This window comes from Paenibacillus polymyxa (genome assembly GCF_015710975.1).
GTDB classification, from domain to species: Bacteria; Bacillota; Bacilli; order Paenibacillales; family Paenibacillaceae; genus Paenibacillus; species Paenibacillus polymyxa.
This window is the reverse complement of the sequence record NZ_CP049783.1, coordinates 5305256-5325812: the sequence shown is the minus strand read 5'-3', so window position 1 is coordinate 5325812 and position 20557 is coordinate 5305256. Positions and strand designations below refer to the sequence as shown.

At 46.7% G+C, this 20557-nt stretch carries 16 protein-coding genes; 13 read left to right on the top strand and 3 right to left on the bottom strand.

The annotated features are described in order from the left end of the window. Positions 1 to 262: 262 nt before the first annotated feature. The 9 genes from rpsN to G7035_RS24040 all read left to right on the top strand — a co-directional run bounded on the left by rpsN (position 263) and on the right by G7035_RS24040 (position 11491). A complete protein-coding gene (gene rpsN, locus G7035_RS24080; protein ID WP_016821123.1) occupies positions 263 to 532 on the top strand; it encodes a 30S ribosomal protein S14 in 270 nt (89 codons plus the stop codon). A 231-nt stretch (positions 533 to 763) separates the two neighbouring features. After that, the gene (locus G7035_RS24075) at positions 764 to 1756 is read left to right on the top strand and encodes a cation diffusion facilitator family transporter (RefSeq protein WP_019687091.1); all 993 of its coding nucleotides are present in this window, start codon (positions 764 to 766) and stop codon (positions 1754 to 1756) included. Positions 1757 to 1956: 200 nt separating this feature from the next. Further along, complete coding sequence (locus G7035_RS24070) at positions 1957 to 3873, top strand: heparinase II/III domain-containing protein (RefSeq protein ID WP_029515008.1); 1917 nt, start codon at positions 1957 to 1959, stop codon at positions 3871 to 3873. Positions 3874 to 3889: 16 nt separating this feature from the next. Further along, the gene (locus G7035_RS24065) at positions 3890 to 5800 is read left to right on the top strand and encodes a hypothetical protein (RefSeq protein WP_019687093.1); all 1911 of its coding nucleotides are present in this window, start codon (positions 3890 to 3892) and stop codon (positions 5798 to 5800) included. Between the two features lie 56 nt (positions 5801 to 5856). Then, a complete protein-coding gene (locus tag G7035_RS24060) occupies positions 5857 to 6999 on the top strand; it encodes a glycoside hydrolase family 88 protein (protein ID WP_016821126.1) in 1143 nt (380 codons plus the stop codon). 384 nt (positions 7000 to 7383) lie between these two features. Continuing rightward, positions 7384 to 7902 (top strand): RDD family protein, encoded by a 519-nt coding sequence (locus G7035_RS24055; RefSeq protein ID WP_016821127.1) that lies wholly within the window; start codon positions 7384 to 7386, stop codon positions 7900 to 7902. A 100-nt stretch (positions 7903 to 8002) separates the two neighbouring features. Next, positions 8003 to 9007 (top strand): ABC transporter substrate-binding protein, encoded by a 1005-nt coding sequence (locus G7035_RS24050; RefSeq protein ID WP_016821128.1) that lies wholly within the window; start codon positions 8003 to 8005, stop codon positions 9005 to 9007. A gap of 223 nt (positions 9008 to 9230) precedes the next feature. Beyond that, positions 9231 to 11198, top strand: coding sequence for an ATP-dependent DNA helicase (locus G7035_RS24045; RefSeq protein ID WP_016821129.1), 1968 nt, complete (start codon positions 9231 to 9233; stop codon positions 11196 to 11198). Beyond that, complete coding sequence (locus tag G7035_RS24040) at positions 11192 to 11491, top strand: DUF6509 family protein (protein ID WP_019687094.1); 300 nt, start codon at positions 11192 to 11194, stop codon at positions 11489 to 11491. Before G7035_RS24045 ends, G7035_RS24040 begins: the two co-directional genes overlap by 7 nt. 117 nt (positions 11492 to 11608) lie before the next feature. Here the strand turns inward: G7035_RS24040 and G7035_RS24035 are convergent, their stop codons facing one another. Continuing rightward, positions 11609 to 11971 (bottom strand): hypothetical protein, encoded by a 363-nt coding sequence (locus G7035_RS24035; protein WP_019687095.1) that lies wholly within the window; start codon positions 11969 to 11971, stop codon positions 11609 to 11611. Positions 11972 to 12224: 253 nt separating this feature from the next. Between G7035_RS24035 and G7035_RS24030 the strand changes: the two genes are divergently transcribed. The 3 genes from G7035_RS24030 to G7035_RS24020 all read left to right on the top strand — a co-directional run bounded on the left by G7035_RS24030 (position 12225) and on the right by G7035_RS24020 (position 17230). Then, entirely contained in the window at positions 12225 to 13148 is a 924-nt protein-coding gene (locus G7035_RS24030) for a PLP-dependent cysteine synthase family protein (RefSeq protein WP_016821132.1), read from the top strand. Between the two features lies 1 nt (position 13149). Continuing rightward, positions 13150 to 14280: a bifunctional cystathionine gamma-lyase/homocysteine desulfhydrase gene (locus G7035_RS24025; RefSeq protein ID WP_017428386.1), complete on the top strand. Its 1131-nt coding sequence runs from the start codon at positions 13150 to 13152 to the stop codon at positions 14278 to 14280. 193 nt (positions 14281 to 14473) lie between these two features. Then, positions 14474 to 17230 carry a PHB depolymerase family esterase gene (locus G7035_RS24020; protein WP_019687096.1) on the top strand — a complete coding sequence of 919 codons (2757 nt, stop codon included), beginning with the start codon at positions 14474 to 14476 and terminating at the stop codon, positions 17228 to 17230. 137 nt (positions 17231 to 17367) lie between these two features. Here G7035_RS24020 and G7035_RS24015 read toward each other — a convergent pair whose 3' ends face one another. Then, positions 17368 to 18285 carry a hypothetical protein gene (locus G7035_RS24015; RefSeq protein WP_019687097.1) on the bottom strand — a complete coding sequence of 306 codons (918 nt, stop codon included), beginning with the start codon at positions 18283 to 18285 and terminating at the stop codon, positions 17368 to 17370. Continuing rightward, positions 18278 to 18430: a hypothetical protein gene (locus G7035_RS24010; protein ID WP_017428401.1), complete on the bottom strand. Its 153-nt coding sequence runs from the start codon at positions 18428 to 18430 to the stop codon at positions 18278 to 18280. The genes G7035_RS24015 and G7035_RS24010 overlap by 8 nt, the downstream gene beginning before the upstream one ends. Before the next feature lie 301 nt (positions 18431 to 18731). Between G7035_RS24010 and G7035_RS24005 the strand changes: the two genes are divergently transcribed. Next, positions 18732 to 20534, top strand: a complete 1803-nt coding sequence (locus G7035_RS24005; RefSeq protein ID WP_019687098.1) for a vWA domain-containing protein — start codon at positions 18732 to 18734, stop codon at positions 20532 to 20534. Positions 20535 to 20557: the final 23 nt, after the last annotated feature.

The window sequence follows — 20557 nt, the reverse complement described above, 5'->3', positions numbered from 1 at the left end:
GAAGTTAACTCAGCAAGTTTTGTGCCGTTGTCACGGCAGACCGTTCACCGCAATGAAACGGTTCTGCTAGAGCAACGGCTTTTTGCTGTATAGTGTTTTGAAATGTTTGAGTTGACAATCTACTTGAAGCAGAGGTATATTAAACATTAATCGTAATTATTACTATTAAAATGCAAAAGCATGTCCATATTTGTGCCCTTCCGTCCCGCGATCGCGATGGGGAACCTTTATGATTGGCATATATAACAAGGAGGAATTGTACATGGCCAAGAAATCGAAAGTCGTAAAAGAGAAGAAACGTCAGGAAATTGTAGCGAAATATGCGGATTTGAGACGTGAATTAAAAGCAAAAGGGGACTATGAGGCTTTGCAAAAGCTTCCTCGGGACTCATCCCCAACCCGCTTGAAAAACCGTTGCGAGCTGACAGGCAGACCGAGAGGATACCTGCGCAAATTCAAGCTGTCCCGAATTGCGTTCCGCGAGCTGGCCCATAAAGGCCAAATACCAGGCATTACGAAATCTAGCTGGTAATTTAGAAACCGATTAATTGTTTATATGTGTTTATCTGATAGCAGGTTGTAACGAGAATGCTTCATGCCGTAGGGTGGCGTGGAGCATTCTTTTTCGAAGGAATATATTATCATTTGTATTGATTCTCCTCAGTTGGTTAGGTAGAATATGGACGGGTTAAAAATAATACATAACAAGCGATTACATAATGTGGATATGTCAGATTATGTATACCTCAGGAGGAGCTACAAGATGGAAGTGAAACAGAGAGAGGACTCCTTTTGGAGTATGGTCAAAAAAGGAAATAAATCTTCAGGCTCGGCAGCGTTGGGTAATACCGGCATTGCCCTGATTAAGGGGATTGCTTTTGCCTTGACAGGCAGTGGCTCTATGTTTGCTACGATGATGCATTCCATTGCGGATGCAGTGAACCAAATGTTTGTATTTGCGGGCAGTGTATTGGCAGAGAAAAAACCTACGAAACGTTTTCCTACTGGCTTTGGACGGGTAATTAATCTTTTTTGTATGGTTGCTGTTATTGTCGTAACGATTATGGCCTACGAAACTGCATTGGAAGGAATTCATTTGCTACAGCATCCGGCTGAATCTGCACAAGGATTTTGGATTAATGTAGTGGTGCTGGTTTTGTCATTGGCGGTTGACGGATTTGTATGGAGCAAAGCGATGAAAGAAGTGCTGCATGAATCCAGAGTGGAAGCGAAGGGGCTAAGTATTTTTACCTCTGCCTTTCGTCATGTGGGACGTGCTGCGCCACCAACCCGTTTGGTGTTCTATGAGGATTTGGTTGCAACGACAGGTGGGGTACTCGCCCTGCTAGCTGTAGTGGTCACATCGCTGACAGATTTTAAGTTGCTGGACGGAATTTCGAGTATTCTCATCGGCTGTCTGATGGTCGGTGTAGCGTTCCGGGTCGGTTATGACAACATGGTGGGCTTGATTGGTGTATCAGCACCTCCCGATATCGAAGAACGTGTGGCTTCCATTATCCTGGCAGATACACATGTGACCGATATTTCTCAAATGCGTATTTTGCAGGAGGGGCGTTACTATCACGTCGAAGGGGTAATTGAGCTTACTTCGGGCATGACGCTGGCCGATGCTGATGATATCAAATTTAGAGTCGAGGATGCTCTGCTGCGTGATCCTAATATTTCAGATGCCGCATTGGGGATTCTAGAGGATGACGGGATTAGAAACTGGAAACAAGAGAAGCCTAAAACTTAGAAAAATGGACCAAAGCGAACCTGGACGGAGCTTAAGAATGTAAATAAGAACCTTCATGACCACGACAACGTGGCGTGGAGGTTCTTTTATATTTTTCCAATTGTATTCCTACCCCTTTGAATTTAGGCTGATTGTTAGATACAATGAAAGCGTTAACAAAAGAGGGTGAAACGAATGCTTCTCATGGGGAGGAAATGCGAATGAGTCTTCTGAAGGAGGCTTGGCCTGCTTCGCGGCTCGTCAACGCGCTGGCTGGCGGAGTGCAGGGTTCAGCAAGACAACGGTTAAGGAGCAATTGGACCCAAAGGCTACGGGCAACTGTCGATAAACCGGCATTCGCCGAGCTTTGGAAGGACATCGAACGCATCTGCAATGATGTTCGGGAAGCGCCTTGGCCTGAACTACCATTGTCTCTGTTCCGGCAATTTGCTAATACAGGGGAGCGCAAGCCGTATGAGGATGTATACTTCGAACGGCGCGGACGACTAGTTGCTATCGTGCTGGCAGCTGTTGCCGATCCGGTGCCTCGGAAGATGAAAGAGGTGGAAAGCGGACTGCTGGACATATGCAGCGAGTACACTTGGGCGCTTCCTGCACATGTCAACGAAGAGGACACTGTAACACCGCCTTGGCAGCAGGTGGATTTATTCGCGTCCGAAACAGCGCAAATGCTGGTTGAAATTTTATTGCTGCTTGGAGAAAAGCTGGCTGATCACGTAGTCGTTCAGGTGCACAAAGAGGTTGAACACCGTGTACTGGAACCTGTTTTTTGGCAGCCTCATCATTATGATTGGGAAACGGCAGAGCATAACTGGTCGGCAGTATGCGCTTCGGGTTGCGGAATTGCTGCATTGCTGCTGGCAAAAGACGACTTTTCCAAAGCGGTAGCCATCGAGCGTATGCTGGGCGCACTGGATTGTTTTTTGGCAGGCTACAGAGAGGACGGGGGATGTCCCGAAGGCGTAGGTTATTGGGTGTATGGCTTTGGGTACTTTATATATTTTGCCGATATGCTACGTGAGTTTACCGAGGGAGCTGTGGATATTTTGAACTCGGAAAAGGTAAGGCAAATCGCAGCCTTCGCAGAACGGGTCCATTTGTCGGACGGTATTTTCGCTAATTATTCAGATAGTAGTGAAACTGAACGGTTACCTTCCGGACTCATCTCTCATGTGAATTATTTGCAAGGACGCCCATCTACACTTCCTTTTCGCGTACCTGGTTTGTTGGAAGATCCGTGTCGCCGCTGGGCTCATGTATTGCGTAACCTAGTCTGGACGAATCCCTTGGTGTATGGATGCGGTGAAGCCGAAATCGATTATTTGCCGCAACTCGGCTGGTTGATGTGCCGTAGCCTCAGTTCTAGTCATCATGGATCTGGGGGGCAGCAGGATCATTCAGATGCAATACTTGCTTTTTCAGCCAAGGGTGGGCATAACAATGAGCCGCACAATCATAATGATCTTGGACATTTCATCCTTCATGGCGGCGGCGAAAATTTACTCTGTGATCTGGGAGCAGGCTTATACACGAAAGCCTATTTTTCACCGGGACGGGAGTCGATTATCAATATCTCCTCCAGCGGTCATTCCGTGCCTATCATCAATGGGACCACACAGCAATCTGGGGCAAAGGCAAGGGCGGTCGTGCTGGATGTTGCTATGGATGAGCAGGAGGGAGCACAGAAAGTTACAAGCTTTAAGCTCGACTTGACATCTGCTTATGCTGTAGATGAATTGGCTGTTTTCACCCGTTCTTTTGCCTGGAGTGTACTGGAGGGAAACGAGGGAGCAAGGCTTACTGTCACAGATCATTTTGAGTTTGAAACGTCTAGTATGAACGTCAAGCCGTGGGATGTGGAGGAGCTTTTGATCAGCCGTATTCAGCCTAATACAGGAGCAGGCTTCGTGGAATGGAAAGGAACGAATGCAGTGGTTAGGCTAAATTATGATGCTGGCGCGCTGAGGCAGAGGCTGGAGGCTGTGAAGCATATAGATCATGACGGAGTGCCCTTTGTATTTTATATGACATCACTGCAACTGGATTCCAATCGCTGGAACGGCTCAGCAAGTGTCGATTGCAATCTATTTTTTACCATACATCAATCTTCATGTTGAATGGGAGGCATACAGAATGAATAAGCTTCAAACAGGCAGCGTATACCCTTGGCAGACGGAACTGGAGAGATTTATACAACAGGTGGAAAGCGCACCAAATCGAGAAAATGATGGATGGACACACGAACGTAAGCTGGCTGTGCTGGAAAAGCTGGTTCGTGCATATGCCTTGTATCAAGATGAAAACGGAGCTATCATTGACCCTCATTCTGAAAGTGAACGGTATTACTCCACCCCATCCTATGCGTTGAGTGCGGCTGTGCTGGTCAAAGAAGGCCGGCATGAATTACTCGAATCTGCTGCTGCGGCCTTGACGCATAGCATAGCCTGTGTAGTGGACGAAAAAGCGCCAGATCATCACCCGGACTTTTTTCCAATTATGATGATGGGGGCGTATCGTATCCTTAAAAATCTGCTGCCAGAGCAAGCCACGGCTTGGAAGCAGCAGTTGAGCAGGATTCAACCTGAGCAGACTTACATTTTTACGATGAGCAAAATGAAAAATCCAAACCGGATGATCAACTGGAACGCGATCATGATTTCCGGCGAGTTTTTGCGTGCCACTGAAGGGATTGCAGCCGATTCTGAGTGGATGGAGACGTATATCCGCAACTACCATTTACCTCGCTTTACCGGTTTGGGGCTGTACCAAGATGGTCCGTTGGATCGGCCCAATAGCCCATTCGCCTACGATATTGTCACACGGTTTCATCTGGGCGTGATGCTGGAGAGCGGATATAATGGCGGCTGTGCTCTCGAAGTGCGTGACTACCTTCGCAGAGGTGCACTTAGCTCATTGCTGACTTTATCCCCACATGGGGAAATTCCTCCGCGTGGAAGAAGCGCGCAGCACCAATGGAACGAAGCGGCTGCGGCCTTTGTTTTTACAACACATGCTCAGCAGGCGTATACAGCAGGCGAGCATGGGCTTGCAGGTGCATTTCGGCGGGCAGCAGATCTATGCTGGCAATCCATTAGCCGATGGCAGACCGATGATGGCAAGCTGCATATCGTTCGCAACCATTATTCGTCTGAGGCACGCCATGGCTTTGAGGTGTACTCGAATCATACCTGCTACAGTCTGTGGACGGCAGCGGTGCTGGCCCATACCCTCCTACATGGGAAGGAGATTGATCGTATTCCTCCGACCTCCATCCCGGCGGAGATCGGCAGTCGGGTGTTGGCAACGGACGGCTGGTTTCAGACCGTCATTGCAGCTGTAGACGGGCAGCAAATGCTTGTTCAGACCTCAATCAACGATCCGTACAATATTCCGGGCATCGTACGTATTCAACGTTCTGCGCTGCCGTCTCTGATCGGCCCATCCTCAGCAGGACACGCAGATCGCGGCTTTACGGGTTTCGCGGAGGGAGATATTTTCCCGCTGAGCTATACACCAGCCTGGCAAACCGAAGACGGAAAATGGCACAGCTTGTCAGAAGGAATCCCCGGTACATTGGAGTTCGATCGTGATGGAGGGATTGATCCGCAGGATGGCGGAGGAAACGTACAGATGGAGCGCAGCTCAGCGTCTGATGGAGAGACAGATTTCACTCTGCTGTGGGAAGGTCCATTCCCGGGGGTGAGGGAAATCCGAACGCATTATCGTCAGGTGCCCGGCAAAATTGAAGTGTCGTATGAGCTTCAGGGCAATATTCAGAATGTGGGGGCACTTATTCCATTGATGGCGTATGACGGTCGGGAACGAAGTGTGATTCATCATGTGATGGCAGCCGGGGAAGAAACCGAAAGCATTCGCGTAGAATACGCAGGCGCAAGTCTTGAAGTCATTCCCACGACGGAAGGAACAAACGTCGTATGGCCGGATGAATTGACTGCCGTAGCCTGCCGAAATGGTTTACTTAAGGGAGCGCGTCTAGAGTGTGGCGGCAGTCGCATTTCCTTTATCATTCGGTTACCTGAATAGATAGTTCGGGAGCCATAGTTATCTTCAATCATGTGGAAAGGGAGAGGGAAAAAGGAATGACAAAATCAGAAGCGTGGCTGGAGCAATCGTGGGAGCTGGCATTGGATAAAACGCTTGCCTTGGCGGCAAGACTGGGGGACGCCTTTCCACATGTTGCAGAGGGTGGGCGTTATGATAATCGTGAGGAAGCGTGGTGGACAGCAGGCTTTTATCCGGGACTGCTATGGCTGGCCCATCGGGCACGTCCTGATTGGGAGTCTGCCAAAATTGCACAACGGTGTGAGGCCCGGTTGGAAAAAATACTCTACAATAGCGAAGCTGTAGACCATGATCTCGGTTTTATTTGGCTGCTCAGCGGTGTGGCCGCCCATCGGTTGACTGGAGATTCAGAGTCCAGAAGACGGGGGTTATTGGCTGCTAATTTGCTGGCTGCCCGTTTTAACGTAAATGGCCGCTTTATTCGCGCGTGGAACTTCCACTCGAAGGATATGGATACACGGGGTGTTGCGATTATAGACAGTATGATGAATTTACCCTTGCTCTATTGGGCCTCGGAGGAAAGTGCAGATCCACGCTTTGCGGCTCTCGCTGTCCAGCATGCAGATACCGTGGCACGTGAGTTCGTTCGTTCGGACGGCTCCATTGCGCATGTGGTTGAGTTCGATCCGGAGATTGGAAAAAAGGTCGCTGAGCATGGCGGACAGGGATTTGCTCCCGGTTCCGCCTGGGCACGTGGCACGTCTTGGGCTTTGTACGGTTTTACGCTTTCGTATGGATACACACGCGATTCGCGTTATTTAAAGGTGGCCGAGAACACGGCTGACTTTTTCCTGTCCCAATTGGGCGATGCTTGCCTGCCTGTATGGGACTTTAGAGCAGAAGAAGGACACCGCGAAGCATGGGATTCGTCAGCTGCGGCCATTGCAGCTAGCGGTTTGCTGGAACTAGCAAAATATTCGGCACGTGCTGAGCAATTTACAAAAGCTGCAGAATCCATCCTTCAGGGTTTGCATCACACGTGTACGGCATGGGGCGAAGAACATGAGGGATTGCTGATGAACGGAACCGTACATTATCCTGAGCAAAAACACATCAATGTGCCCATCATCTACGGCGATTATTTCTTTGTCGAAGCATTGGCAAAGCTGCGTGGTGAGGAAGGTTTGTTTAGTGTGGAGGGCAAAAAATATAGTGAGTAAGATGGTCAGGAACAAGCTCATTCGAGCTGAGTTGTTGCTTGTCAAATCGATATAATAACTAGGCAGCGTATGTGTAAACTCATTTACACATACGCTGTTTTTTTATGCGTGAAAAGGCTGATTTTAATTCGATGCCAAAGTACTACGTGTAGGTAGATAAGAGACTGTAGCAGCGCTTATTTCGTGCCTAATCAGAGTAAAATCACGGTATATAAGCTCTTAAATCCTATAAAAATGTCCACTTTAATGCATGGAAATAGGTCTTTTCACTTGTTTATGAGTGTTTATTCGTAAATTGACAATTCAGGGAGGTGGCCGTATGATATCTCCTTGGGCAAAGGAATAAAATGGATTTTAACGAATGCAAAGGAGTTATACATCATTATGACAGTAACAAGTGATAGTGTAAGAAAGATTTACGGAGGATTTTGGATAAGAACGGCAGCGTTTATGATTGATCTAATCATCCTTACTGCCATAATCCTTTCAATAGGGGGAGCAATTTACATCATCCCAGATATTTTGGGTATAAAGGAGACGGTGTTCATACAAATGCTGCTTTTGTGGTGGCCGCTAATCTTTTGGCTCATGGTGCCATGGCTGTACTGTGTATTATGGGAGTCGTCGAAGGTAAGAGCAACACCAGGTAAGCTCGTGTTCTCTTTAGTTGTTGTAGATAAGGAAGGAAAGCGTCTTGGATTCTTACATGCCTCAGGGCGTTATTGGATTAAAGCCATTTCTTTTGTGATTTTACGTCTTATTTACATTGTGGTCGCTTTTACTGCGAAAAAACAGGGAGTCCACGATCTTTGTGCCAGCACCTTAGTTGTAAATAAAAAAGAGTTGCAGCGACATGAGCAGCAATCGTCCCTGCCTCCAGTAGCTTCTAATAGAATGAATTAAGGAAATCGCCGTTGCAGATGATGGGACTATTATGTAATATAAAGTGAATGATAATGATTATCATTTTCTATGAAACTACATAACTTGGAGGATACATCATATGCAACATATAAAAATATCGCCTCGATTCCCCGTGCTGACGAGTGTAATGCTTATTATAGCCATTGTACTTTCAGCTTGTAGCTCACAAGAAAATGGTGCCCAAACTTCCCTTACGGCAGGACAGGCTACAAACAGCACGGAGCAAAAGGAAACGGCATCTACAACGCCGACCACCCGGGAATATACAGACTTTCAAAAACGTAAAGTCACGATTCCGGTAAATCCGCAGAAAATTGTTTATGTAGGCAGTGATCCAGGGGATTTGCTTGCCTTGGGTGTACGTCCAGCAGGTGCGAGTCTGAGTGTCATTCAGTCACAAATAGTGTACGCAGACCTTACCAAGGATATTATCGATATAGGCTACCCGGTGAATCTGGAAAAGCTGACGATGCTGAAACCAGACCTTATTCTTTTTGATAATTGGGATGTAAAGACGATTGATACGTTAGCTAAAATTGCACCTACCGTGGTTCTTAATTCCGAATTGGCAACTTTTGAACGTATGCAGGAGCTAGGTAAACTTCTTGGAAAAACTAAAGAGGCAGATCGGTTTAAAACCTTATATGACGAGAAGGCCAAACAAATAAAGGCCAAGCTGGATGTTGACATTAAGCCGGGAGAGACAGCAACAGTGCTGTTAGTTATGGGGGATAACCTGTATGTTATGGGACATCAGGGTATATCCGTGTCGTTGTATGATATGCTCGGCTTTATACCAGCTTCCAAGGTACAGACAGACTTGATTGATAAAAAAGAGCGCTTTGCTACCATTTCTAACGAGGTACTTCCTTCATTTATCGGGGATGAACTCTTTATTCTGTCGGATCAGAGTGAAGAAACAATTGCAACGACCAGAAACCTGATGAATAGTGAAGTGTGGAAAACGATTCCTGCCGTTCAGAATAAACGGGTTTATACGCTTGACAGCTCGTGGAATTTTGATGATGCCATTACGAGAGAACGATTGCTGGAACAAATTCCAGATTTGATGAAGCAAAAGTAAATAAGGAACCAGCCAGTGCCTGAAAGCATTTGCTGGTTCCTTTGTTTTTTCATTATGGCAGTGTTACGTCCTCACAAACAAACCCCTCGATGTCCTATCTTTTATAGAATTTCATGAAAAATAAAAAACGTAAGTTATTCTTACAGTTTACATGTTCTTTTTAGCTTGTTTTGCGTTATAATGAAAGGATGCACATTATGAACGAATTGGAGGCACAGCCCGATTGACTACTTACCCTTTTGCCTTTGATCCGTCCAAGCCGTTTATTGAGCAGGCAAGTGACTGGATTGCAGATGTATTTTACGAAGTTTTGCCTGAAGTCGGCTTTGAGGTTCGGGATGAACAAATTTATATGGCATTCCAGCTGGAACGTGCCTATAAGGAAAAAAAGACCATTTTTGCAGAAGCAGGTGTAGGCACTGGCAAAACGCTGGTATACCTGCTGTACGCTATTGCATATGCCAGATACATGAGAAAACCCGCGATTATTGCCTGTGCGGATGAATCATTGATTGAACAACTGGTGAAGCCAGAAGGAGATATCGCCAAGCTGGCACGGCACTTAAGCTTGACGATTGATGCTCGATTGGGGAAGTCACCGGATCAATATATTTGCCTGAACAAGCTGGATGAGGGGCGAAGCGGACTGGATGAGGACGCAGATGTTTTCCGCGATATTTATCAGGGTCTGCCTGATTTTGTTCATTTTCCAGATACGTTACAGTCCTTCACTCCATACGGGAACCGGAAAGAGTATCCCGAGCTAACAGATGGACAGTGGAGCAGACTGGGATGGGATGTATTTCAAGACTGTCTCGTTTGTCATCAGCGCCATCGTTGCGGACAGACGTTGTCTCGTGATCATTACCGCAAAGCGGCAGATCTAGTCATCTGCTCTCACGACTTTTACATGGAGCATGTATGGACCTACGAAGCGAGAAAGCGCGAGGGTCAGCTGCCGTTGCTGCCAGAGCACAGCTCTGTTGTTTTTGATGAAGGGCATTTGCTGGAGACAGCAGCACAAAATGCGCTTACTTACAAGCTTAAGCACACTCAATTTGAGTCTATTATTACCCGACTGCTAGAGGGGGAAGTGCGGGAATCTCTGGCTATGACGATCGAAGATGCAATCTCCCAAAGCGAGGCATTGTTCGCCGCGCTCAATAAGAACAGTCAGCCAGTACAGGGGTCTAATCGCAAGGAGTTTATCCTGAATGAATCGTTGATTCGGGAGGTGAACCGTTTTGGTGAACTGATCGGCACGATCGAGGAAGAGCTTGTGTTTGAAAGCGGGTTATTCTCTCTGGATGAGTATCAAGTCAAAATTGTAGAAGAACATTTGGATATGATTCAAACTGCTTTGGCTTTGTTTAAGCGTCCTGAACTTCTCATCTCGTGGGTGACGGAGGACCAGGATGGATTAACGCTTGTGGTTATGCCGAAGATGGTAAAAGAGATTCTCAAAGAACGAGTATTTGCGCAGCATATTCCAATCGTATTCTCTTCGGCTACACTTTCCGTGGAGGGTTCATTTGACTATATGGCGCAGAGTCTGGGTATTGAAAACCCGTTAACGTTTTCCGTCGCTTCACCTTATGACTACAGTGATCAGATGCAAGCGGCATTGTACCCGCTGCAAGCGGGACATAATCCAATCCAGAGAGCGCTGACGCTACTGAAGAAATCGCAGGGAAGAGCGCTTATCCTGTTTCCTTCTCAGGAGGAACTGACTGCCTTCCAAAGGGGACTCGCTGCTTACCCAGAGGCATCTGCCTATCGTTTTCTGTATGAAGGTTCGGCTGAAATCAGCCATCTGATCTCCGCTTTTCAGAATGATGAGGAGAGTGTGTTGTGCGCTGTTACATTATGGGAAGGATTGGACATCCCTGGACCATCCCTGTCACATGTTATCATCTGGTCGCTGCCATTTCCTCCGAACGATCCGGTTTTTACGGCTTTGCGCAAGGATGCAGCAGATCCGTTCAATGAGATAGATATGCCTCACATGGCACTTAGGCTCCGACAGGGCATAGGGCGTTTAATCCGCTCGCGTAATGATCAGGGCTGGATCTCGATCATGGGTCACGATTTGAATCGTCCAGAAGTACGCACACAAGTTGAACAACTACTGCCTGCGGGCGTAGAATGCACCGTAATTGAAGGAAAACCGGAGGGAATAAAAACATGTTGAATTTTACAGCATATACAGTAGATCAAATTAAAGATGCTTTTGGTATTTTGAGTGGACAGCGTTATGAATTTATCATTGAGATAGAGGTAGAGGAAGACGACGAGCTATACACTGAAAACGGAATATATATCCGTGCTCTTTATTTAGTAGACGAAGGAAAGACAGGACTGCTGAAGTATGAATTATTTGAAAAAGCAACGGATCGTTACATCGAGCTTGAACTTGAAGAGGATGAGCTGCAAGCAGTTGAAAACTTCTGTAAAGAACATGTACAGGATGGAGCAGTAAATTAACAGTAAGGGCACATAGCTAGCACAGCTATATATTGCAACCTATAATGAGGACATCAAGGAGCCTTGGCAATGACCAGGCTCCTTTTTTCTATGACCAGTGAAGTGAACCTATGTGCTCTAACGCAGTCTGTCCCACATATTCACCATAAACAGCATAATACCCGCCGCCAGTAACACCCATCCTATGACGATCCACACTCCAGCCTCTACAATCGCGTAATTTTTACCTATAATCGCCAATATCAACACTGGCAGACTGATGTTATGTATCCAAAAATGGATACGTGCCAAAATCGTAACTGAAAGTGCAGGAAAGGCCACATAGATTAGACCTATGATCCCAAGAGTCGTCCAACCCAGTAAATGGATATGAGACTGAATAGGGGACAGGCTATAATCACCCGACACGCCAATGATTGCACTGAGCAGCGCACCGAGGGCAAAATATACGGCAGCTATCTTTAAGCATTGCTTACCCATAGATAGCATCCTCCTATGTTAGAAAAGGGAATTTTGAGAGATTATTCTCCATCATATCGAGGCAGGATATCAAGGGTGTGGGTGTTGTGACTGGTCCATTTGACAAAAGCTTCAAATACACATAAAATCTTATTGCATCAATACTTACCGCATTACTATGTTTTTGGAGAAGACAGCGAATTTCTCCGACAATGGGCGCTAATTTTTGACCGTTGGTTTATTTTGGATTCGCCATTAAAAGGAGCTTGAAATTATGAATGTATATCGCAATACCCTTGAACTCATCGGGCGCACGCCATTAGTGGAGCTGAATAGCTATTCTCTACCCAGAGGAATTCGCCTGTTCGCCAAGCTGGAGTTTATGAATCCCGGCGGCAGCGTGAAGGACCGGGTGGGAAAGGCTCTAATTGAAAAAGCATTAAAGACAGGCCAGTTGAAGCCGGGCGGGACTTTAATAGAAGCAACAGCAGGCAATGCAGGTATTGGTCTTGCGATGGCCGCGCTTCATTATGATATCTCGGTTATTTTTGCTGTGCCAGAGAAGTTCAGCCAGGAGAAGCAGGACCTGATGAAGGCATTGGGAGCACGCATCGTTCATACCCCGACAAGTGAGGGGATGAAGGGAGCCATTGAAAAAACAAAGCAATTGGCTGCTGAAATCAAAGACGCATACTTGCCACAGCAATTTAGCAATCCTGATAATCCAGAGGCTTATTATACGACAATGGGACCTGAAATTTGGAACGATCTGGACGGTAAAGTGGACGTATTTGTGGCAGGAGCAGGCTCGGGGGGCACATTTATGGGAACCTCGCGTTATCTTAAGGAGCAGAATGCAGCCATTAAAACGGTCATCGTAGAGCCTGAAGGGTCCATTCTGAATGGTGGCGAGTCAGGCCCTCATAAAACAGAAGGGATCGGCATGGAATTAATCCCTGAGTTTGTGGACAAAGGCTTTTTTAATGCCATTCATACCATTAGCGATGTGGACGCATTCAACCGCGTCAAGGAACTGGCGGAACGTGAGGGTATTCTCGTCGGCAGTTCCTCCGGTTCAGCCCTGCACGCTGCTTTACTGGAAGCAGAGAGCGCACCGGATGGTGCACATATTGTCACCATTTTCCCAGATAGCAGTGAACGTTATCTGAGCAAAAAAATATATGAAGGCGGGATTTAAAATGAGACGCAAAACAAAACTGATTCACGGTGGACTCCCTACCGATCCTCATACTGGTGCGGTTAACGTTCCTATTTATCAGGTAAGTACTTATGAGCAAGAGGAAATCGGCGTTCATAAAGGATACGAATATTCGCGTACAGGCAACCCGACCCGGTTTGCACTGGAAGAGCTGATCAAGGAACTGGAGGAAGGCAAACGTGGTTTTGCTTTCGGTTCCGGTATGGCAGCGATTCATGCAGTATTTTCCTTGTTTAAAGCAGGGGATCATATTTTGTTGACCGATGATGTATACGGGGGCACTTATCGTATTGTAAGCAAGGTGCTTAGTCGGATCGGGATTGAGTCCACATTTGTGGATACAACTGATCTGGAGGCTATTTCCCAAGCAATCCGTCCCAATACGAAGGCATTGTATGTCGAAACACCAACCAACCCGCTGTTGAAAGTTACTGATATTCGCGCAGTTTCAGAGCTGGTGAAAAAGCATGAGCTTTTATTGATTGTGGACAATACATTTGCTACCCCTTACTGGCAGACGCCAATTACACTCGGGGCTGATATCGTCGTTCACTCGGCAACCAAATATTTGGGTGGACACAGCGATGTTGTAGCCGGTTTGGCTGTAGTCAACAGTGAAGAGCTGGGCGAGCAGCTTCATTTTCTGCAAAACGCCATTGGCGGTATTCTCGGCCCGCAGGATTCCTGGTTATTGATCCGCGGTATCAAAACCTTGGGTCTGCGAATGGAAGCAATCGAGAAAAATGCAAAGGAAATTGCAGCCTTTTTGGAAAAGCATCCGAAGGTTAGTAAGGTGTACTACCCTGGGTTGGAAAGCCATGCACAGCACGAGCTGTCCAAAACTCAAGCTGAAGGCTTTGGCGGCATCATTTCGTTTGATGTAGGTAGCGATGCCACCGCGGTTGCCCTCCTGAAAAAAGTGCAGTATTTTACACTGGCTGAGAGCCTGGGAGCGGTTGAAAGTCTGATTAGCGTTCCGGCACGTATGACGCATGCCTCCATTCCCGCAGAACGTCGCGCAGAGCTAGGTATTACCGAGGGCTTGGTACGGATTTCGGTTGGGATTGAAGATCTGGAGGATTTGATCGAAGACTTGCAATCTGCATTGTAAGAAAATAAGCATAATGATCCAGAGAGGTGGCAGAAGCTGCCTCTTTTTTTGTTGTGAGAATAGCTTCTTTTTGGAAAGCACAAAGGAGTACATAGAGGTGACAACGAATAGTTTTATATAGTTCATTTGAAGGTTAAACCGAATATAACGCGGCTACGTCTCTGAGGAAACAAAAACCTGGAGGGGGAATGTTATGAGGTTCACACATCTGGAAAAGGCAACTACTGTGCTGTTGGATCATCCGGTACGTCTGGCGTCTGCTTATGCAGTCGGTCCAGTCGAGCTTCCGGAAAATTGTGGTGTGGGCAGGGAATGGTCTAGTCATTTTACGCATGAGGAATGGAATTTGGAAAAGGCTTGTAGTGAAGATGGAATTGAGCTTTCAGCAGGGGGAAGGGCAGCATGCCGATTATTGACCGAGCTTGATCCCCGGACCTCTGAACTGAATCTAGGTGTTTTTCCGCCTTTGGCTGAACAAGAAAGACTTTTGCTGGTTTCAAATCTACGTTGTATGACAGCACAGGAAGTGATTTTCAGACCGTTTGAAGGAACTGGACAAATTTGGATAGATGGAACATTGGTATATGCAGAATCTGGTCCCTTTCGCTTATATCTGGAGGAAGGTGACCACACGGTCGTTATCATTGCTGCGTTTATTCCTGATGAGGCTCGTTCTATTCGTATCAGTGGAAATCAGGTATGCGATGAACCAGATGTGATAGAACTGCATCGTGAATTCGTAGAGCGTAATATACGTAATCATATGGCTTGGTTAGAAGTTGAGCAAAGTGCTGGCAGGGAAGGAGAAAACAGCCCGATCCTATTTTACTTGTTGCGTAAGGATCGGGTACTTCTTCCCTCAGATCAAACGTTATGGGTCGAGGTAACGAATGATGAGGGTATGAAGCTGGATCGGTTTACAGCCCATTGGGAGCAGGAGCAAAGCTACGCCTGGGATGAGGAGAAGGCCAGGAAGACGGGAATGCTGCACTTCACCGTTACATATCGGGATCATGAGGCCGTAGAGCATCATTTTGTGTATTCGGTACTTGTGCGGCCTTTGTCAGTCGTCGTGGAGTGCTTACAGGAAGAGTATGATCATTTCATTCAAGCCTGCGCCAAAGATGTTCTTCATTCTGCGCAGAAAATACAAATAGAGGGCCTGCTTGAGGAATTAAAACGATTAACGGATTTGCCGGAAGATCCTTTTGAAATCTGGGATTCACGGGTGGTGCGTGAATATATCAAGCTATTAAAACAAATTTTTATGCATGGACATACCGAACAGTCACAGCACCCATCGCTGCTCCAGAAAGAACATATTTTTTTGACGGCTGACGGCATTGGCGAAGGTTTTTTTGTCTCCCGTTTGGACAATAGTTTACAACGGTATACAATCCAGCTTCCCAGCAACTACACGGCTGAGCGACGGTATCCTCTGATCGTTCTAATGCCTGGCAAGCGATATGAGCTGGGGCTACCAGATTTTCAGAATAGAGGTTTTGGGCAGGGCTGGGAAGACGAAGCTATATTTGTTACTTTTTCGTGTCGTGGCGTTACGCTGGGCAGTTATATTGGAGAAGCAGCTTTTTTGGAGGGACTAGATGTCATACTGCAAGCGTACCGAGTGGACGAAGAACGTATCTATCTGACGGGTTACTCGAATGGCGCATATGCTGCCTGGGCGATGGCACAGGCTTATCCTTCTCGGTTTGCAGCTATTGCAGTAATCTCAGGGACGCCACATCCCAAGCATCTGAAAAATTTGATCAATATGCCAATATTAGATGTATGTGGTGACCAGGATTATTTATTTGCCCAAGCATACACAGCTCCTGTAACAGAGCTTTCATCGAACCATTTTAAAGGTGTGATAGAGCGGCAGTCTAATCATTGGGATACGCATGAGTTAAGACTTTTGGACGGCATACTGGGTTGGCTTATGCAATGGAAAAGAGATGTCGTGCCTCAGCGTATTGCCTATCGGACGGAACGGGGCAGACATAATCGGGCTTACTGGCTGGAACTGACGCGCATGGATGAAAACGAGGAATATGCGGAGTTGTATGGCGAAATGAGCTCCACTGGTGAATTGGATATTGAGGCTGTTCACGCAGAAGAATTTGTGATTCATCTCTCGCAAGAGGACATGTCCTTGGAACTCGCTCAGGTTCGTATTGGAGCCCGCATTTTCATGTTGGATTTACGAGAATACAGCCGCTTTCGCTTTGTTAAAACACACTCGCACAAACGCCCCTCACCCGAATACCGTTTGATTGCTGAACGGGAGGGAGAGAGCAGTGAAGACTCCACCAAAAATGCGGATGCAGCTAAGAGTATTGCGGGTTTGCAAAGCGTGGGAAGAAATGGTGCTAGTCACGGTATGGGTGTACTTGACGTTTATATGGATCGACTTCACATTGTCCTTCCATCCAGCTATGCTACACCGGAGGAGGAGCAGGCGGTGAGACGGACGGCGAACGCCTTGGCTAGCCCACGAACAGCGACTTGGAATCCGTATATCGGTGTTCATTATCCGGTGGTGTCTTCTAATGATATTTCAGAGAAAAAGCTAGCTGAAAGCAACGTGATTTGTATCACTTCGGATTTGTCCAGACATGAGTTGCTTCAGAAGTATCAAGCGCATCTTCAAATTGCATGTACCGAGGACGGGTATACATGGGGTGACGATTTTACGACAGGCGAGTACTGTTTGTCATATATTCAGCCTAGCCCATGGTCAGCAACCCAGCAGATGCTTGTTGTAGCGACCAATTCACCCCGTCTGCTGGGTAAGAACCTTTTTATGCGCAGACTGATTATGCCCGGATATTTTAATGGTCTACACCCGTATTTGAATAAAGAGATTATTGTGTATGATAGCAAGGGAGTACGAGCATTTAACTTTACTTCCATTAGGCATGCGCAGCATAAGCTACAAGGCCAATGAAAGATTCAAGTGTGTTATCATAATCCATATAAAAAAACCGTCTGGAGGCACATTGGCGATCCTGACGGTTTTTTGCTGCTTTATTGCAGTGGTTTGTCATGGTAATGACGTCATATATAAAAGGGCATTATGGCAGCTCAGCTTTTATACTGCTCCATCAGGTACATGATCTTCACTTCATCGGCCAAATCTCCAAAGGGTTCTAACGGATTCTCCTGAATGATATGATATAAACGTTGGATTCGTTCCTTTGGTAGCTTCCGAACATATCTGGAGATGAAAGCGGCATGGGTGACTACGTAGCGTTTTTTACGGACTGCTGCGCTGGCTACGCGAACGAGAATATCTTCGCCCCCGGCCATTTCCAAAATACGGCGCTCATAAAAAACCACATATCGGAATGTACGGTCCTTAATCAGCTCACGATTGAGTCTGGCAACCTCTCCAATGTATCTGACCATAAGGGGTTCAAAGCTTTTGATCAGAAGAGGATCGAGCGTTAATTCCATATCTTTGCGGAGAACAAAAGATTGCAGCAGAGCGACCTGCTGGAGCCTTATCCGATCATTGTGAATGAGTACGGCAATCTCGCGTAGCATTTCATAGCAGACACGCTCACTAAGCTGCCGCAGGGCTACTGCGTTCTTATGATTCACGCCCAATCCTTCCTGGATCTGTCCTATACGGCCTCTGAATAGGCGTATAAGCTGCCTACGCTGTTCATAAAGAACAATGCGGTGCTGTAGAAGGACCAAGGGCAGGAGGAGAAACGCACCGACGATACCGCACAGTAGCATTTGCTGTGACGAGTGAGCGAAAAAGATAGAAGCAGCCAGCAACGCAATGCCGACAGCAAGGTCTTTATGAAAATAACGTTTGGCTCTGAGTTTAGCATATTGCTCTACAGGAACCAGCGTATCCCGACCACATGCTGTACATTTCTCTTCCCAAAGGGCGGTGAATTGTCCGCAACGCTTGCAGACTCTCAGCTTTTGGAAGGCATGCTCTGTGCGGGTAAAGGGGCGAAATTGCACAGCCTGCTTGGAACTATTCATTGTGCTCACTTCTCCGATTCAGCAGCGCAAGAAGCTCGGTGTCGATTTGTGCAATCGACGGGGCGCGTTTTTTATGTATATAGTAAATTAGTGATTTAATGGCGACAAAAAGAAACATAATCGCCAAACATCCGTATGAGATCATAGTGTACTTCCTCTTTCTGCTTAGATTTTTATTTTTACTGTTTTACATGAGTGGGTTTCGCTAGGGTTATTTTTGTCGTATAAAGGAGAAGACTGGTGCCCGATTGCCCTTGTTGGGGTATAATTATATCATTACTGCAGGATATTGGTAAAATCTCGCGATATAATAGGCTTTTTGGTCGCATTCAGGCCGTTCGGGCAGGATTTTCAGCTAGCGCTCATGTAAAACTCATTATAATTTAATAGTAGTGGAGTACAACTGTAATTTAGAATGAGAATTAATCGGCAAAGGGGTACAAGCGATGTTTAGTAGAGACAGAAAATGGTTTTTGGTCATCGGAATCATATGTACAATGATCATGACTTCGATTTCGGCCTGGCAGCCACAGACGGCGAATGCCGCTTCACCCTCAGCTTCTAAAGTGGATGCGGTGTTGGTAGTCGATGTAAGTAATTCGATGAACACCAGTGATCCTGGGAAGATTGGCAATGAAGCCATGAAAATGTTTATTGATATGTTGTCAACGCAAAATGACAAGGTTGGGATTGTAGCGTATACGGATGTCGTACAACGCGAGAAAGCCTTGCTTAATATTTCATCCGAAGCGGATAAGCAGGAACTGAAGACATTTATTGACGGGCTGAACCGGGGAGCGTATACTGACACCTCCGTAGGTGTCAAGGAAGCGATCCGTATTTTGCAGGATGGCAAAACAGCCGGACATGCGCCTATGATCGTTATGTTAGCTGATGGTAACAACGATTTTAATAAGACGACAGGTCGAACTGAAAGCCAATCCACTCAGGATATGGCGCAGGCTGTAGCCGAGGCTAAAAAAAGCGGTGTGCCGATCTATACCATCGGTTTGAATGCAGATGGAAAGCTAAATAAGAATAAACTCGCCGACATCGCGCAGCAAACGGGAGGCAAGTCCTTTATTACAAGCTCGGCGGACGATCTGCCGAATATTTTGAGTGAAATTTTCGCCAGCAATCTGAAATTGAAAGTGGTGCCTTTGCAGTCCATTACGGCCAACGGCGACTATCAGGACGTTACGGTAACCGTACCAAACGATAGCGTGCTGGAAGCCAATATTTCAATTATGTCCTCGAAACCAGTGGACGCGAGATTAATAGACCCGTCGGGCAATACGAAGCCGATTCCTTCGAGTGATGTACTGCTGTCCAAGTCCAAAAGCTACTCGTTGATTAAATTGCTCAAGCCTGTGGCTGGCGACTGGAAGCTTCAAGTCAAGGGAGTGCAGCAGGATAAGATTGATATTAATCTGGTATTTAACTATGATTTGGAATTGAAGCTGGACGCGCCGCCTGCGAAATCATACAAAAAAGGTGACACGGTACAGATTCGTTCCTATCTGACGAGCAATAACCAGCAGTATCAGGATCAGGAATTGTATGCGAATATGAATGCTGTCCTGAAGGTCAAAGACCTTGATACGGGTACAACAAATGAAGTGCCCCTAACTAACGCAGGGGATGCTTTTACCGGCTCTTATACGATTCCAGATGAGCATGACTATGAACTAACCGTCAGAGCAGAGGAGAAGAGCTTTTACCGTGAAACGCAGCCTGTAACCATCAGCGCCAAAGCTGGGGCGGCGAGTGGTACGAATACTGGCACAACCCAGCCTACGACACCTGCTGAGAAGTCTAAGCTGCTGCCACTCATTCTTTTAGGGGTGGGACTGCTCGTTCTGCTGGTAGCGGCATATTTCATCTGGAAGGCTGTCAAAAAAGCTAATCGTGGCTTTGTCGGCCAGATCGTACTGGAAATCCGGGATGAAAATACCGGCGAAAAGACATACCCGCAGTATAAGAAGCTGAACACCTTCCGGGGCAAATTCAATTTACACCAGTTGCTGCAACTGGCGCCGGAATTTGCCGGAACCGATAAGGTCGTGTTCACGCCAGCGAATCAGGATCGGATTGTGGTGCGTAGCACTCCGGAGATTACGATTGAAAAATCCGGGCGTGCTGTAGACACAGGCAACGGTCTTGAACTGAAAAACGGTGATCGTCTGACGATCCCGCTGGCTAGTGTGGACAAAACCATTTTACTGGAGTTTATTTCAGTAAACAGCTAAACGAACCCTTAGGAGGTCATATC

Coding starts and splice junctions, on each gene's coding strand:
- G7035_RS24010 (WP_017428401.1), bottom strand. CDS start 18,430: ATGATCTCATACGGATGTTTGGCGATTATGTTTCTTTTTGTCGCCATT.
- rpsN (WP_016821123.1), top strand. CDS start 263: ATGGCCAAGAAATCGAAAGTCGTAAAAGAGAAGAAACGTCAGGAAATT.
- G7035_RS24015 (WP_019687097.1), bottom strand. CDS start 18,285: ATGAATAGTTCCAAGCAGGCTGTGCAATTTCGCCCCTTTACCCGCACA.
- G7035_RS24075 (WP_019687091.1), top strand. CDS start 764: ATGGAAGTGAAACAGAGAGAGGACTCCTTTTGGAGTATGGTCAAAAAA.
- G7035_RS24050 (WP_016821128.1), top strand. CDS start 8,003: ATGCAACATATAAAAATATCGCCTCGATTCCCCGTGCTGACGAGTGTA.
- G7035_RS24055 (WP_016821127.1), top strand. CDS start 7,384: ATGACAGTAACAAGTGATAGTGTAAGAAAGATTTACGGAGGATTTTGG.
- G7035_RS24060 (WP_016821126.1), top strand. CDS start 5,857: ATGACAAAATCAGAAGCGTGGCTGGAGCAATCGTGGGAGCTGGCATTG.
- G7035_RS24020 (WP_019687096.1), top strand. CDS start 14,474: ATGAGGTTCACACATCTGGAAAAGGCAACTACTGTGCTGTTGGATCAT.
- G7035_RS24005 (WP_019687098.1), top strand. CDS start 18,732: ATGTTTAGTAGAGACAGAAAATGGTTTTTGGTCATCGGAATCATATGT.
- G7035_RS24040 (WP_019687094.1), top strand. CDS start 11,192: ATGTTGAATTTTACAGCATATACAGTAGATCAAATTAAAGATGCTTTT.
- G7035_RS24035 (WP_019687095.1), bottom strand. CDS start 11,971: ATGGGTAAGCAATGCTTAAAGATAGCTGCCGTATATTTTGCCCTCGGT.
- G7035_RS24070 (WP_029515008.1), top strand. CDS start 1,957: ATGAGTCTTCTGAAGGAGGCTTGGCCTGCTTCGCGGCTCGTCAACGCG.
- G7035_RS24065 (WP_019687093.1), top strand. CDS start 3,890: ATGAATAAGCTTCAAACAGGCAGCGTATACCCTTGGCAGACGGAACTG.
- G7035_RS24025 (WP_017428386.1), top strand. CDS start 13,150: ATGAGACGCAAAACAAAACTGATTCACGGTGGACTCCCTACCGATCCT.
- G7035_RS24030 (WP_016821132.1), top strand. CDS start 12,225: ATGAATGTATATCGCAATACCCTTGAACTCATCGGGCGCACGCCATTA.